A 14,270-nucleotide genomic window follows, 5' to 3' on the forward strand; every position below is an offset into this window, starting at 1 on the left:
CCAACAACCCCATTATTCAGCGATGCGATTGCGACGGGTTATATTTGGAATGCGGCAATATATGGCAATATGTGACGGGGTTTTTGCCCTTATTTTCAGATAGAAAAAACAAAAAAAGCGCCTATTAATTTCAGGCGCTTAGGTTTTCTTTAGCCGCTTTTAGCTGGCAGATAATTGATCGTTCTCTTTACCACTCACTTTAAAAAATGCGACTTCGCTTTTGAGCTCTTCAACCAACTTGACCATCTCGTTGTTCGATTCAATGGCGTTGTTCACTCCCGACAGATTTTCCTCAACCATCATTTTAATGTCTTCAATACTCTTGGATATTTCCTGATTCACAATTGACTGCTCCTCAGAAGCTGTTGCAACCGAAGAGTTAATATCAGAGAGCTGAGTCACTTTGGTTGAGATATCACTAAATGCGCTCTCAATTTCCTTAGAAATCGATGATAGCTCACCGGCCAACTGTAAGTTGCTATTCATTGAATCGACGGCTTTCTGCGCACCACTTTGTAACGTGGTGATGATCGTCTGGATGTTCCCTGTCGATTCTTGCGTTTTTACTGCCAATGCACGGACTTCATCCGCGACAACTGCAAATCCACGACCTTGTTGACCCGCCCTAGCTGCTTCAATAGCAGCATTGAGTGCGAGCAAATTGGTTTGGTCGGAGATATTGCCAATGACATCGACCACAGAGCTGATATTGTCAGAAAGTACTTTCAACTCTTCGAAGATATTCGCCGACTCCTGAATAGACTTGGTGACTTCTTCCACGATGACTGTTGATTTGTGCAATGTCTCCAAGCTGACTGCTGACAAGGCCAGTGTTGAGGAGGTTTCAACCTCTGCGGCTTGAGCATTTGCCGCAATCTCATTCGCCGTTGCTGCCATTTCAGCAATCGCCGTCGCGACCTGATCAATATGCACAAGCTCTGTCTCAGAACGACGGGCATTATTCAGTGCGACATCTGAAATATGGGCCTGGTGCTCAGAGAGGGTATCCATAATCGTATGTGTGGTATTGATGACGTCATTTACCCGAGATTGCATATTGCCCAACGAGGTAGAAACCTGATCAATTTCATTACCGGTCTCTGCGATTTCCACGTGGGAGAAATCGCCTTCAGACATGCTCCCAATCGTCGTTACCACATTTGGGATCTGCGCTAACTCGCGACGAACAACAATATAAAGCGTCAAGGTGAGCAACAAGCCAATCGTAATCAAAAGCACCATTAAAGCGGTTCTGATCATGGAAGCATTTTCCATTGTCTGTTTTTGCTCGGTAAAGACATACCCCGTAAAACCATGTCCCAGGCTTTCTCTCGATAGGCTATAAACACCTAACGTAGGACTGGTGATGATCCTTGGCTCATCTCCGATATCACGATAGTTCGGACGAACATCGAACAGGTTTTTGTTTAGCCACTCAAGAGAGCTTCTGTCTACAGCAACCACAATTCCTTCCTCGGTGGTGATTGCGTACTCAAGGCCAAGTTTTTCTGGTAAAACAACGTTTAGGTTGACGTTTAGAGCAATGACGCCAACGCGCTCACCCTTGTAATTCAGTGGTGCGCTTACCGTTACGACATAATTACCTCGGTTCGACTTGTATGGCTCACTGATATGAGCTTTTTTGTCGTTGTGTATGATAGAGATAAAATAGTCCCGACCCGCTTGCCTCGCGTTGAATGCACGATTCCAGCCATTTGAAGAAAACGAAAAGACATCGCCCTCTAAAGTTGCAAGAATCACGTTATCGATTGCTGGGTTAACTTCGACGATTTTACCCATTTCTGCCAATACGGAACGTTCATCAAAAGGCTGATTGATATCAAGGTTAAAAGCAGTCCCTAAAGATTGAACCTGAACCAACAACCCTTTAATGGCAGAATCGAAGCTTGCCTTGAGAACAACTGTGCTCACTTCGTCTTCATGATCCATATTCTGTTTTTTAAAACCCTCCAAGAAGTGATTTGAAATGAGGAGCGTCAGGCACAGAACTGCGACGATGACGACTCCAAATATGAGGCTGATTTTCTTTACCATTGCTACTTATGCTCTTATGTGATTTTCTTCTCATATTTTCATGTAACAAAAGAAACTCAAAAGTTATAATTTTTATTCAACCGTTCGAATAATTTCATAAATTCAGTCAGCAAATAACACCGTTCGCTGAAGTACCCATCGAGTACGTATTAACACATCAGATACATTCACATCATTAATGAGTCTTAGTTTCAGACACTGATGTGTACATTGAAATGTACACTTCTCGCAGTACCTCATTCGCTCAATTTTCTTTGGCTAAAGGCTAATACGCATGCTTTCTCAGCAAAGCCGTAAGCATTACAGCGCTCCCGTTTGGGTGTAGTCATCTCCGCCAAAAAGAACAACAAAGAGCAAGGCGTCAATCCGCTGCCAGAGAGAACAAACCAATACGAGCATCTTTAGATACACGCGTCAGGGAAAGAGAAAAACCTGAAGGGGGAAGTAAAAACGCTACCCAAGGTAGCGCTTTTGAGACGATACATTGGAAAGCTAGAACAGCCCTACAATCTCGCCGTCATCATCGAGGGAAATACTGAGCGCAGCGGGTTTACGCGGCAGTCCTGGCATGGTCATCACATCACCACAAATAGCCACGACAAAACCAGCCCCTGCCATCAGGCGAAGTTCTCGTACAGGCAAGATGTGTCCTGATGGTGCACCAAGTTCAGAGGGCTCCGCGGTGAAGCTGTATGGTGTTTTCGCGATACAAACCGGCAGATGACCGTATCCCAGTTGTTTAATCTCATCAAGCTGCTTCGACGCTGCGATATTGAACTGCACATCTTCCGCCGCATACAGCGAAGTGGCAACTTTGCGGATTTTCTCGTCGATAGGGAGATCATCCTCGTAAAGGAACTGCACATCTGGCGCTTCACCATCAAGCATGGTTTTAACCGCTTCAGCGACGGCTTTGGCCCCCACACCACCTTCCGCCCAATGCTGTGCTTCTTCTACACACGCCCCCAAACTCAGGCAAACTTCTTTGATGACAGCAAGCTCTTTCGCATCATCATTCGGGAAACGGTTGATCGCTACTACAGGCGTTAGGCCAAACTTTTGCATGTTTTTGATGTGGCGTTTGAGGTTAGCCGAGCCACGCTTCACCGCTTCAACGTCTACTGCGTCAAGATTGTCTTTCGCGATACCACCCTGCATTTTCAGTGCGCGCACCGTACACACCAGTACGGCCGCATCCGGTTTTAAGCCAGAGATACGACATTTGATGTCGATGAACTTCTCTGCGCCCAAATCCGCACCAAAGCCTGCTTCCGTCACTACCACATCGGTCAGCCCCATGGCGGTGCGGGTCGCCATCACTGAGTTACAGCCATGGGCAATATTGGCGAATGGACCACCATGGATAAGCGCTGGGTTGTGTTCCAAGGTCTGGATCAGGTTCGGCTGAATAGCATCTTTCAGAAGCACTGTCATCGCGCCTTCTGCGCCTAGGTCACGCGCGGTCACTGGCTTGTTGTCACGATCACGGCCAATGATGATGTTACCCAGACGGCGTTGAAGATCTTTTCTGTCTTCCGCCAGACAAAGGATTGCCATGATTTCAGATGCCACTGTGATGTCAAAGCCTGACTCACGCGGCTGACCATGGGCAGGGCCACCCAACCCCACCAAGGTGTGGCGAAGGGCTCGGTCATTCATATCCATCACACGGCGCCAGGAAACCTTGCGAGTATCTAAATTAAGTTCATTGCCCCAGTGAATATGATTGTCAATCAATGCAGCCAACAGGTTATGGGCAGAGGTGATCGCATGGAAATCACCATTGAAGTGAAGATTCAGATCTTCCATGGGAATTGCCTGAGCACGGCCTCCACCCGCTGCACCACCTTTTACTCCAAAACAAGGACCCAGTGATGGCTCACGAAGGCAAACACTGGCACTCACACCAATCGCATTCAATGCATCGGTCAAACCAATACTGGTGGTCGTTTTTCCTTCTCCTGCCGGGGTTGGGGTAATTGCTGTGACCAGCACGAGTTTGCCCACTTTCGAGGTAGTGTCAATCTGCGCCAAATCCAGTTTTGCTTTGTAATGTCCATATGGGATAAGTGCGTGAGCAGCAACGCCAAGTTTTCGCTGAGCCACTTCAAAAATCGGCCAAGGTCTGACCGCGCGTGCAATTTCAATGTCCGGTGCGCCGGGTGGAGGTAAGGCTGTCATATTTTCAGTCACTAATACGGTATTATTTTGATTATTCATTAGATCACCCCAAATTTCACTATTTCAGGGTCATACCCAGATAATTCGATTATCTGGCCTTCTTAACTAACCATTCGCTGGATTGTTTCAGCCCGCCAAATGGAAACAAATGGATCCCCTTTAATACGGATTCCGGTCTTTCCGATTGAAACTCTGCCATCGCTTTCAGTAGCGAATCCGGTGTCCATGGCCTCAGCAATCTTGCGGCATTCAGGTTTCTTGTCAGCGCCTTTGCAGACGTAGCCACGCCACATTGCGCGGCATAAGACAGCAAATTATTCAATCGTGTAGGGCCAGCAAGCCCCAGATAAACCGGTATTCCCTCCAGTATGGTTTGATGATCTTCCAGCCACTGCTCCAAAACCGTCTGTTCAAACGAAAATTGCGTCACCACCCAAAGAGACAGCCCATGTTGGAGGGCGTAATCCCGTTTACGTGTCAGTGCGTCCACAAGTACTGCCTCACTCACAATTGGGTGCCCTTCTGGATGTCCTGCCACACCGATTCCGTCAATACCAAATTCTTGGAAAAGACCAAGTTCCATCAATTGTAAGGTGTCAGTAAAAGGACCTTTGGGATCATCAATGTCACCGGCAATCAGTAAAATTTGGGTGACACCTAGCGCTTGCAGAGCCAGCAACCAAAGCCTCAGGGTTTGCTCATTTGGCACTGCACGGGCGGGTAGGTGTGGAACAGGTTCGATCCCCCATTTTTTTAGTATTTCGCAAGCCACAAAAGCGTCTTCAAACTTCGCAGAAGGCAGAAAGGGGACATACACGCGCATTCCATCCGCCAGCCAGTCTGGCTTCTCGTCACCCAGCGAAGCAATTTGCTTGGGTGTCGCTTCCAGAGACGCATTCTTTATAAGCTCTGCTGCAGCAAAAGCAGGATCGTGGAGCACAGGCTTCCGATCTACGCTGCCTGATTCAAAATTCATTGTGATGAAAATCCTGCTGGAGGGGGCGGCACTTTCCGTGCCGCCAACAGCCGGTCAGTCTACAGAATCGCTGCCGCGCGCTTTGGCAACTTCGCGGGAGTTAGGATTTACAGATGGACGGAAAGGTATCTCAACGACCTCAGCGTCGACAATCTCACCCCCATATTCCTCCGGCAAAGCCACCTTGTATTTAGTGCCGACATCACGCCCATCCCAAGGCACATGACAAAGCGCGATATTGGTTTCCAACTCAGGGCTATACCAAGGCGACGTCACATAACCGACTGCATCACCACCGTCTTCTCCGTAGACAAGCCAGAAGTCATTGGCATAGTCGATAACAGGTTTACCACCAAACACGATACCAACCATACCGAGTGGATAAGGGGATGCGCCAGCTTCGATTTGATCACGTGCTTTTTCCAGCGCTGCTTTCCCAATGTAATCGCCCTCTTTATCGCGAGGAACCTGATAAGCAAGATTACACTGGAATGGCGACACTTCCTGATCAATGTCCTGTCCCCAGGACAAAATACCCGCCGCGATACGCCGATGGTGCGCAGGAGCAATCACCATCAAATTATGTTTTTCGCCGGCTTCCAACACGCCATACCACACTTTTTCAGCATCTACGGTCGCGTTTTTGCAGTAGATTTCGTATCCCTTCTCTCCAGTAAAGCCAGTCTGCGAGATAATGACATCAGCCCCGTTCAGCCTGCCTTCCATCAAACCATAGAAAGGAATATCACTCACTGCTGGCCCAAAGAGATCGGACATTAGCGCTTCGGATTTCGGCCCCTGAATTTGCACCGGACAGACATCAATTTCCGCAATGGTCACATCAAAACCTTTGCCGATATTCACGCCACGCATCCAAAATTCCAGATCACTGTCTGAGATAGAGAACCAGAATTCATCCTCTGCTACACGCAAAAGCACAGGATCATTCAAAATCCCGCCTTCCTCATTACACAAGATGACGTACTTACCACGCATTGGCTTAATGAGACTCGCGGAACGGGTAATGACAAAGTCGACAAACTTTTCGGCATCAGGCCCTTTCACCTGAATCTGCCTCTCAACCGCAACGTTCCACATGGTGACATGATTGACCAGTGCTTCGTATTCCACCATCGCACCGCCTTCATCCATGCGCTGATAACCTCGCGGGTGGTAGACGCGGTTATATACCGTTGCTCGCCAGCAACCGGATTCAAAGGAAAGATGCCAATAAGGGGATTTTCTCACTCGGGTAGAAATGAGCATTTCGACGGGGGTGGGTCCTGATTGCCGCAAGTTAATGGGGACGCGGCGATTGGATTGATCGACAGATGTATTGTGCCGGGCAGCAGCGGCTCTTATCTGCAGAGGCGTTTTTTCTTTCATAGTATGGCCCTCTTTGTTGTCAGGGCCTTGTTATCGGTTTCGGCATTCTTATCCCTGTTTGAGAGCGCTTGTCCTTCGCTTTACCGCAACGATAACTTACCCCTTAACGCTACCATGAGCCGTTTTAAACAATTTAAATATTCCACACGCGACGCCGGAAAAAGTAAAAGCGTCAAATTACACCAGACGAAAAACGCCTGACGGAGTAAAATATCGAGATAACAACAAAAGGACGCATCTATGCAACGGATTTTATGTTTCGGTGATTCAAACACTTGGGGTTACAACCCTTCAAATGGTTCACGTTGGGGAGAGGCTATTCGCTGGACATCGCGACTCAAGAACTTGTTGAATAATGACAGTACTACAGGTGCAATAGAGAGATTTGAGGTACTCGAGGAAGGACTGAACGGCCGCACTACAGTTTGGAACGACCCAATCAAACCTTATCGTGATGGCAGCGCTGCTCTGCCAATGATATTGCTCTCTCACCGCCCGTTGAATTGGGTTGTCATTATGCTTGGCACTAATGACTTGAAATCACAATTCCCCTCAGAACCGGCTTGGATAGCAGAAGGTATCCGCAAGCTGATTGGTCAGGTCAAAGAGTGCGATAATGCCGGGCAACCAACACCACGCATTCTTATTGTTTCACCTGCCCCAATGCATGATGCCAATAACTGGGCTTCAGGCTTTCACAATGGCCGACAGAAATCACTGGATCTTGCTACTTACTTCCGAGCAGTAGCAGAAGAAGAAGGCTGCGACTTTTTTGAAGCAGCGACAGTCTGTGAAGCTTCACCCATTGATGGCCTTCATCTCGATGAAGCAGGTCATGCGGCTTTGGCTGATGCTCTCACCAAAATTTTTCGCTAAATAAAATGACCTACAAGGCTTTTGGCACCGTACCTAAATCCAATTAACAATAAAAAGAAGACTTTTGCTTATGTTTAAAGCGCTCTTGATTGCGGCCTCCCTTCTTGGCCTTACTGCCTGCCAATCTATTCCAGAAGGCGTAAAGCCTGTAACCGGATTTGACGAACAACGCTACCTAGGAAAATGGTACGAAATCGCAAGACTTGACCACTCTTTCGAACGCGGCCTTTCTTCCGTTTCAGCGGAGTATACGCTGCGAGAAGATGGTGGCATCAACGTTATCAACCGCGGTTACAACGGGGAAGATAAAGAGTGGAGTGAAGCTTTAGGCCGCGCATACTTCGTTGGTGACCGTGATGTCGCCCACCTTAAGGTATCCTTTTTTGGCCCCTTCTATTCGTCGTATGTAGTCTTCAAGTTGGGAGAAAACTACGACTACGCTTTTGTGTCTGGTTTCAATACCAACTATCTCTGGTTGCTGGCGAGAACACCTAAAGTTTCAGAAGAAGTGATTCAACAATTTGTTGAAGCCGCCAACTCCCGAGGATTCGATACTGGCGAGCTGATTTACCCGATTCATAGTGAGTGAACAGCACGATTTATCGATATCGCTCGCAAAAGTGTGGTATGCCAAAAACCAAACCATGTACCTTTTTTGACTGGCCCTCCTATATAGGAACCTCGATAGACAGCCTCTTAAAGTAACGTTAAGCGTCTAATTTCATTACAATTGAGTGGCTAGTCTAATATTCTGGTTAATTTCCGTCACGCCCCTGCCGCTCATGAATCCAAGCACTACACTTCGACTTACTGAAACAATCCGTTTGAAAACCGGATTGTTTCCCTATTTCGCTTTCTGATTTAATAAGCCCGCTCTAATAACAAAAAAGTCAACAAACATGCCTATTACAACTGATACACCAGCGATGCGTGATGCACTCGCTAGACTTAATAACGACGTCCTTAACTCGATGGACAACGAAGGCAACTGCACAGTAAAGGTGAGCGATCTTTCTACTCTGCTGGCTGCCTATAAAATTGAACTTAACAAAGCCCGCTCGCTGAAAAAATCCCTGTCTGAAATGTCAGAGGCATAGACTTTCAGGTTAGCTTTTCAAACAAATCTAATCACATCGAAAGACTGATATAAGGCAATCGGCAAGGCTAACTTCTTTTTATACCTAAACAACCTGAAATAAATCGCCATCATTACGGTTCTTCTTTTTCATAGAAAGGAGAGCTGTAATGAGAAAATACGTCATATCTATCATGTCCCCCTTTTTGCTGTCTGTCGCTACAGCACCAGCTTTAGCGCAGGATAAATACAAGGATTTTGGTTTTGTCGGTGCCGGACTGACTGTTGGGGAATCGGTCTTTTCAAATCAAAGCACAAAGGCTGGGGCTGAACCATACCTGTTTTACAATAGTGAGCATGGCTTTATTGATGGCAGTCTTTTCACTTACAACCCTATCCCGTTTATTGGCCTTTCCGGTAACCTTCGCTTTGCTGAAGTTTCTGAGGACTTTAATGACATTCCTTCAGGGATAAACAATCGAGATAGCAATGGCGAACTCGGTATCACATTAGGTACTGTTGGCGCGCGACTCACTTATCTTCACGATGTCACCAACGAGCACAATGGCTATGAAATCCAACTTCATTTCGGCCGCGCGTTTGATACCCCTATCACTGATTTTGTTTTGTCACCTTATGTGGAAATAGATTATCGCGATAAGAAACTTTCCCGACACCTGTATTCCGTCTCAGCCCAAGAGTCTTCGGCTTCAGGCTTGGCTGAATTTAACGCTGACGAAAGCTGGGTTTACAAAGGCGGCGTGATAGCCCTTTATGATTTTTCTGAAAACTGGCTAGCCATTTCTGCAGTTGCACTTGAGCACCATGATATAGACAGCCCCCTTGTACAAAATGATTTGGGTTGGGAGTTCAGCCTTGGGGCTGTCTATAAATTCTGATAATAGAAAAGGCTGCCAAGCAGCCTTTTTTGTCACTCGACGAGACTAAGCAAACAGCCAAGTATGCAGTAATCTTCCCGGCGTAAACGCCAATGTACCCGCGACCAATAGCGCCAAAACATACAAGATCACCATGCCTTGCTGATGTTTTTTCACATTACCCTTTCTAATTGCAATGAAGGACTCAGGCACGGTGTAGAGGGTGACAATACTGAGGATATGAATATAGCCAAAGTGATAGAACACCTGAGGCCCCACCTGCGACGGAATAAACAAGGTAGAGATGGCCGTTGTCATCATCAACAGCATATATATCTTTCCGAGCCGTTTATGCAGCGGGCTACCTTTTCTGCGGGCAAGTAAATAGGTTCCGAGCAAAAATGACAGTACTGCCGTTACCAGATGAAAATAAATCAGCCCCAAACTTTCCATGTTCTCTTGCTCCCCTTCAGATCCTCTCTCCAGAAACACGCAGATAGCGAGCTACTTTCAAGCTTTCGGCGAAGGTATCAAAAGCCAGAGTTGGCTTCAGAAACAAGAGATTGCTTAGCGAGTGACCTCTCAATCAATATTCATTCAGCAACTCAGTCATTTGGGCGACACACTTTAGTGCCTCCTTCTCCGGCATTCCCTTAAACATCTGAATACTTCCATATAGAGGGCCATAATCAAACACAACCGAGCCACCAAGCATATGCAGCCTCAATTGTTCTGAAAAAGGGCCTTGAGGGTCAAAAAAAGACGGCTTTGACATGCTTGGGTACACACGCAAGTTATGTATGTGTCCAAGTGGGTACTTTCTCTTTTTGTAGGTCACACCAAGCAGATGATGAGAATGCTCCAGTGTAGACGAGTTAATTTCTACCAACTCATGGCTGAACAGATAACCAAAGAACAAAAAGAATACGATGAAAACGAATAGTGATGCTAAAAACAGCGTCAGTTCAAATTCGTGATTCATCAAGAAAATCACGAAGAATGCCAGTGGTGGCAAAAAGAACAATTTCAATGCGAGCGGCAAGCGGTTGTTAAAATCCCATGCTCGGATCTCTGTCGAAGATTCAGTCGTCATGCTTACCTATCCTTGGCATCATAGTAAATATCTTTTTAATCAATGATCTAGTTTGAACCAGAGGCCTGCCCCTAGATGCTTCATTTTCAAGAACGAATTTCAGTTCGAAGAGAATCAAAACAACTTCTATCTGCAATACTCCATGTGGTCGCATACATTGAAATGTTATGTTATAACATTTCAATTACGAGACAATTTGGAGACTGTCCATGATAGCGGAAATCGAAACAGTCACCCGGCCAGTGACGGTTCAGAATACCCACCCAGAATGCCTAACCGAAATATTTCGGGAAGACGTGAATCTTACCGTCTGGCAGCGCGAGCTTTCGCAAGATTGCAGAGAGTTTGCCGATCAATTCGCTGCTCGGGTAGGAAAATACAATCGCTTTGTCACACTCGAAAATTCGCTGTCTATCTGGGAACTTCTGCCTAAATGGGCGTTAGAACTTAAAGGCATAGAAAGCTGGTTAGCGGATGTGGAAAATGTGATCGAAATGTATCGATGCCTTTTCGAGCCAGATGCCTTAGGCGTTCGCCTGCAGGTGTTGGATACAACCATGTGCCCGCGTTTCCATATCGATCGTGTCCCAGCCAGATTGCTGGTCACATACTCAGGTCGTGGTACGGAATGGATTGATGAGAATGACGTTGAGCGCTCTAGCTCACCGGGGCAATTACTAGAGCAATCTATCGCCCCTTCTGTTGTCAAACAAATCCCTACCGGTGCCGTAGCGATTTTGAAAGGTGAAGCCTGGGTCGGCAATGAAGGCCGCGGTATTGTCCATCGCTCTCCCGCTCCCGGAAGTGCCCCAAGATTACTGCTTAGTCTGGATTGGTTGTCTTAACCTCTCGTTCCAACGCATAAAGCTCACATCTGTGGGCTTTTTCGTCGTTCATACACTGACCCACTTACTCGTATGAATTCATAGCCTTTTGGACGCAGTCATTTTCCTTGTTTTCACACATTGATTGCGTTTTAATCACTCCTAGAATTACTCTCATCGCGCAAGGATCGCCGCCTCATGCTCAAAAGCGCTATTCCCTTTATCTTCGTCCTGCTTTGGAGCACAGGCTTTATCGGTGCCAAATTTGGCCTTCCGTATGCGGATGCTGCCACTTTCCTATTTATACGCATGGTTTTGAATGTCTTGGTGTTTGTCGTGATTCTGGGCGTAATGAAACCAGTCATGCCAAAGGGCAAACTTCTATTCCACGTTTTAGTATCAGGACTTTTAATTCACGGCCTCTATCTCGGTGGAGTCTTCGCGGCCATTGGATTTGGAATGCCAGCAGGCTTGTCATCACTGCTGGTCGGCTTCCAACCTATTCTCACCGCATTGCTGGTCATAAAGTTCTCCAATGAGAAGCTAAGTTCAAGCCAATGGCTAGGTTTAGTCGCAGGAATCGCCGGGATTGCATTAGTCGTGAAAGGAAAAATGACATGGGGAGCGGATGCTGAGCCTTTCTATGCCTATCTCTTTGTTATCTCTGCGCTTGCGGGGATAACACTTGGCACTCTCTATCAAAAGCGCTATTGCAAAGGGGTTGATCTCGTCTCTTGCGCGATTTGGCAGTACATAGCAGCAGGTGCTTTCTTTCTGCCTTTCGCATCGTTATACGAAGGCTTTGATGTCACTTGGTCAATCACATTCACCTTGGCGATGGCTTGGCTTGTGCTGGCACTTTCCGTCACCGCTGTCTTGCTCTATCTCTATATGGTTCGACATGGCGAAGCGTCGAAGGTCACCTCTTTAATCTATCTTGTTCCGCCAGTCACAGCTATTCAAGGCTGGCTCTTCTTTGATGAAGCTTTTTCTACCGCCACCATTGTTGGCTTCGCTGTTTGTGCTCTCGCCGTCTTTTTGGTCATAAGAGCGCCTAAATTACTGCATTGATAGCTATATTCTATCACCAGCGCATAATGGCTATGGAACATGCAGGGGAATTGGGCGAAGTTTGTCTGGCGTTTTATGCTTTTACTTTTTGTCATCGCAAGTATCACAGTTGCGAGTACAAATCTTACTACCTTCAAGTAAGCTGAAGCATTGACGACATGAATAAAGGCGGGATGATAATCTCGCCTTTTTTGAGTTTTAACGACCCATAAAATTCTTAAAAATAAGAAATGACGTAATGACGAAGTGTATTGAAGGAAACAAAATCGACGGTTTGTCAGTGATCTCATCACTAGACGTGAGCCAGCTGGATGAAGGAGAACACAAGTTTTGGTTCCGCACGGCAACCGATGCCTTGGCACAGTGGCAACATCTTCCGGTCTGGGTTTTCAAAGGCTCTGAACCGGGCAAAAACATCGTCATCACCGCAGGTGTTCACGGTGATGAATACAATGGTGTACTGTCGGCACAGGCCATTGCGCGTGGTCTTCGTGGAAAAGTGCTGAAAGGTTGTGTGACTATTATTCCTACCATCAACCTAAGTGGTATGCTGCACCGCAGCCGAGATTTCTTATCCTCTGACCCAGATGTATCCTGTGGCAACCTGAACCGCCATTTCCCGGGGAATGCACACGGCAACGAACCACAACGTTACCTTGATCCCATTTGGCGTAACCTCCTTCATCCAAATGCTGATTTGGCGATTGACCTTCACACACAAACATCAGGGAGCTGTTATCCGCTTTATGTATTCGCTGATTTCCGCCTGGATGATTCTGTGAACATGGCGCGCCGAATGAATCCAGACGCTATTCTGGACGATCCAGGCGAGCCGGGAATTTTGGAAACCGTTTGGAATCAGAGCGGTATCCCAAGCATCACGGTTGAAGCTGGTGTAGGTCGTTACACCGATATGGAAATGGTGAAACGCACTGTTCGTGGTGTATTCAATATATTCACATTACACGGTTTGATTGATGACGAATTTGCAGAGGTTAAGCCTGCAATTGAAAGCGCCAAGGTCACCAGCATTCGCGCTGTTCAGGGTGGCTTCATTATCCCTCAAGTTGAGTTGATGCAGACAGTTGAAAAAGATCAGCTTCTGGCCATTCAATACGACAGTTTCGGTGAAGTAGAACATCGGTATCACGCGCCGGAAGGGGGTGTGGTACTCAGCCACAATGTAGAATCTATGCGTGCAGCGGGCTCGCTGGTAATTCGCCTGATTCATCCGGGTACAACACCCTAATTTCCCGATTTGACTCACAAAACAGTAACAACGCGCTGCTTAGGCGCGTTTGTTATCCTCGCCGTATTTCAGGCTTCTTGCTTTTACAACCCTAAAAATCAAATAATCACAATAGGTTAAATAAAAACGATAGCTTCAATGCTATTTATCTAACCAAAATTGTGATTTTCTGGGAGATAACAGGTTTTACATGCGGTATATGCAGGTAGTCACCAAGGAGTAACTGCAGCGTATGCTTACCCGTAGGCAGCGTTAATTGGGTCTCAGTTTGCCCACCACCAAAATGCAGGATGTTGTTCGTTGCCGGTAAGGGTAGCGAAAAATCTACCAGCGAGTCGATGTCGATCAATAAATGGTGATGCCCTGAATTAGGGGTTTTCTCACCCGCTTTCGCCAAACGCATACCTTCCAATCCGAACTTAACGGTAAACGTGTGAGGAACAACATCACCATCTTGTGGGGTGAGAAAAAAGACGCGCGCGCCCGGCAGCGAAGAGGTTGCGGCATTCGCCAATGTACCAAAAAGCGGGAGCGTAGGTAGAATCGACATAATGCATAAGACTAAAAACAGATGATTTTTCATGCTTACCCTAAATGCGAACCTAA

14 protein-coding genes are annotated in these 14,270 nt (G+C 46.8%); 7 read left to right on the forward strand and 7 right to left on the reverse strand.

Translation table 11 applies throughout. The features are described from left to right. Positions 1-159: 159 nt before the first annotated feature. From VP504_RS18850 to VP504_RS18865, 4 genes are all read right to left on the reverse strand, one after another. On the reverse strand, positions 160-1,950 hold the full coding sequence (locus VP504_RS18850) for a methyl-accepting chemotaxis protein (protein WP_325894961.1): 1,791 nt from the start codon (positions 1,948-1,950) through the stop codon (positions 160-162). A 597-nt stretch (positions 1,951-2,547) separates the two neighbouring features. Further along, positions 2,548-4,236 (reverse strand): formate--tetrahydrofolate ligase, encoded by a 1,689-nt coding sequence (locus VP504_RS18855; RefSeq protein WP_442788941.1) that lies wholly within the window; start codon positions 4,234-4,236, stop codon positions 2,548-2,550. An 88-nt stretch (positions 4,237-4,324) separates the two neighbouring features. Continuing rightward, positions 4,325-5,212, reverse strand: a complete 888-nt coding sequence (locus VP504_RS18860; RefSeq protein ID WP_325894963.1) for a methylenetetrahydrofolate reductase — start codon at positions 5,210-5,212, stop codon at positions 4,325-4,327. Between the two features lie 54 nt (positions 5,213-5,266). Then, the gene (locus VP504_RS18865; RefSeq protein WP_325894964.1) at positions 5,267-6,598 is read right to left on the reverse strand and encodes a glycine cleavage T C-terminal barrel domain-containing protein; all 1,332 of its coding nucleotides are present in this window, start codon (positions 6,596-6,598) and stop codon (positions 5,267-5,269) included. A 240-nt stretch (positions 6,599-6,838) separates the two neighbouring features. On the opposite strand from VP504_RS18865, the gene VP504_RS18870 reads away from it, so the two are divergent. From VP504_RS18870 to VP504_RS18885, 4 genes are all read left to right on the forward strand, one after another. After that, entirely contained in the window at positions 6,839-7,474 is a 636-nt protein-coding gene (locus VP504_RS18870; RefSeq protein WP_325894965.1) for an SGNH/GDSL hydrolase family protein, read from the forward strand. Positions 7,475-7,544: 70 nt separating this feature from the next. Beyond that, on the forward strand, positions 7,545-8,063 hold the full coding sequence (locus tag VP504_RS18875; protein WP_325894966.1) for a lipocalin family protein: 519 nt from the start codon (positions 7,545-7,547) through the stop codon (positions 8,061-8,063). 310 nt (positions 8,064-8,373) lie between these two features. Continuing rightward, the gene (locus VP504_RS18880; protein ID WP_062707538.1) at positions 8,374-8,571 is read left to right on the forward strand and encodes a hypothetical protein; all 198 of its coding nucleotides are present in this window, start codon (positions 8,374-8,376) and stop codon (positions 8,569-8,571) included. 148 nt (positions 8,572-8,719) lie between these two features. Then, the gene (locus VP504_RS18885; RefSeq protein ID WP_325894967.1) at positions 8,720-9,448 is read left to right on the forward strand and encodes a MipA/OmpV family protein; all 729 of its coding nucleotides are present in this window, start codon (positions 8,720-8,722) and stop codon (positions 9,446-9,448) included. A 45-nt stretch (positions 9,449-9,493) separates the two neighbouring features. Here the strand turns inward: VP504_RS18885 and VP504_RS18890 are convergent, their stop codons facing one another. After that, entirely contained in the window at positions 9,494-9,880 is a 387-nt protein-coding gene (locus VP504_RS18890) for a DUF2306 domain-containing protein (protein ID WP_325894968.1), read from the reverse strand. A 133-nt stretch (positions 9,881-10,013) separates the two neighbouring features. Continuing rightward, positions 10,014-10,520 carry a hypothetical protein gene (locus VP504_RS18895; protein WP_325894969.1) on the reverse strand — a complete coding sequence of 169 codons (507 nt, stop codon included), beginning with the start codon at positions 10,518-10,520 and terminating at the stop codon, positions 10,014-10,016. Positions 10,521-10,729: 209 nt separating this feature from the next. On the opposite strand from VP504_RS18895, the gene VP504_RS18900 reads away from it, so the two are divergent. The 3 genes from VP504_RS18900 to VP504_RS18910 all read left to right on the forward strand — a co-directional run bounded on the left by VP504_RS18900 (position 10,730) and on the right by VP504_RS18910 (position 13,664). Beyond that, positions 10,730-11,365 carry a DUF1826 domain-containing protein gene (locus tag VP504_RS18900; protein WP_325894970.1) on the forward strand — a complete coding sequence of 212 codons (636 nt, stop codon included), beginning with the start codon at positions 10,730-10,732 and terminating at the stop codon, positions 11,363-11,365. A 177-nt stretch (positions 11,366-11,542) separates the two neighbouring features. Next, on the forward strand, positions 11,543-12,415 hold the full coding sequence (locus tag VP504_RS18905; RefSeq protein ID WP_325894971.1) for a DMT family transporter: 873 nt from the start codon (positions 11,543-11,545) through the stop codon (positions 12,413-12,415). A gap of 238 nt (positions 12,416-12,653) precedes the next feature. Beyond that, positions 12,654-13,664 (forward strand): succinylglutamate desuccinylase/aspartoacylase family protein, encoded by a 1,011-nt coding sequence (locus VP504_RS18910; protein ID WP_062707523.1) that lies wholly within the window; start codon positions 12,654-12,656, stop codon positions 13,662-13,664. Positions 13,665-13,809: 145 nt separating this feature from the next. On the opposite strand, the gene VP504_RS18915 is transcribed toward VP504_RS18910, so the two are convergent. After that, positions 13,810-14,247, reverse strand: a complete 438-nt coding sequence (locus VP504_RS18915; RefSeq protein WP_325894972.1) for a DUF4399 domain-containing protein — start codon at positions 14,245-14,247, stop codon at positions 13,810-13,812. Positions 14,248-14,270: the final 23 nt, after the last annotated feature.

It is taken from the genome of Grimontia sp. NTOU-MAR1 (assembly GCF_035758505.1).
GTDB classification, from domain to species: Bacteria; Pseudomonadota; Gammaproteobacteria; order Enterobacterales; family Vibrionaceae; genus Enterovibrio; species Enterovibrio marinus.

What these genes read in the sequence shown, in the direction of transcription:
- VP504_RS18850 (WP_325894961.1), bottom strand. Translation starts at nt 1,950, where the DNA reads ATGGATCATGAAGACGAAGTGAGCACAGTTGTTCTCAAGGCAAGCTTC.
- VP504_RS18905 (WP_325894971.1), top strand. Translation starts at nt 11,543, where the DNA reads ATGCTCAAAAGCGCTATTCCCTTTATCTTCGTCCTGCTTTGGAGCACA.
- VP504_RS18860 (WP_325894963.1), bottom strand. Translation starts at nt 5,212, where the DNA reads ATGAATTTTGAATCAGGCAGCGTAGATCGGAAGCCTGTGCTCCACGAT.
- VP504_RS18880 (WP_062707538.1), top strand. Translation starts at nt 8,374, where the DNA reads ATGCCTATTACAACTGATACACCAGCGATGCGTGATGCACTCGCTAGA.
- VP504_RS18875 (WP_325894966.1), top strand. Translation starts at nt 7,545, where the DNA reads ATGTTTAAAGCGCTCTTGATTGCGGCCTCCCTTCTTGGCCTTACTGCC.
- VP504_RS18870 (WP_325894965.1), top strand. Translation starts at nt 6,839, where the DNA reads ATGCAACGGATTTTATGTTTCGGTGATTCAAACACTTGGGGTTACAAC.
- VP504_RS18855 (WP_442788941.1), bottom strand. Translation starts at nt 4,236, where the DNA reads ATGACAGCCTTACCTCCACCCGGCGCACCGGACATTGAAATTGCACGC.
- VP504_RS18865 (WP_325894964.1), bottom strand. Translation starts at nt 6,598, where the DNA reads ATGAAAGAAAAAACGCCTCTGCAGATAAGAGCCGCTGCTGCCCGGCAC.
- VP504_RS18885 (WP_325894967.1), top strand. Translation starts at nt 8,720, where the DNA reads ATGAGAAAATACGTCATATCTATCATGTCCCCCTTTTTGCTGTCTGTC.
- VP504_RS18900 (WP_325894970.1), top strand. Translation starts at nt 10,730, where the DNA reads ATGATAGCGGAAATCGAAACAGTCACCCGGCCAGTGACGGTTCAGAAT.
- VP504_RS18910 (WP_062707523.1), top strand. Translation starts at nt 12,654, where the DNA reads ATGACGAAGTGTATTGAAGGAAACAAAATCGACGGTTTGTCAGTGATC.
- VP504_RS18895 (WP_325894969.1), bottom strand. Translation starts at nt 10,520, where the DNA reads ATGACGACTGAATCTTCGACAGAGATCCGAGCATGGGATTTTAACAAC.
- VP504_RS18915 (WP_325894972.1), bottom strand. Translation starts at nt 14,247, where the DNA reads ATGAAAAATCATCTGTTTTTAGTCTTATGCATTATGTCGATTCTACCT.
- VP504_RS18890 (WP_325894968.1), bottom strand. Translation starts at nt 9,880, where the DNA reads ATGGAAAGTTTGGGGCTGATTTATTTTCATCTGGTAACGGCAGTACTG.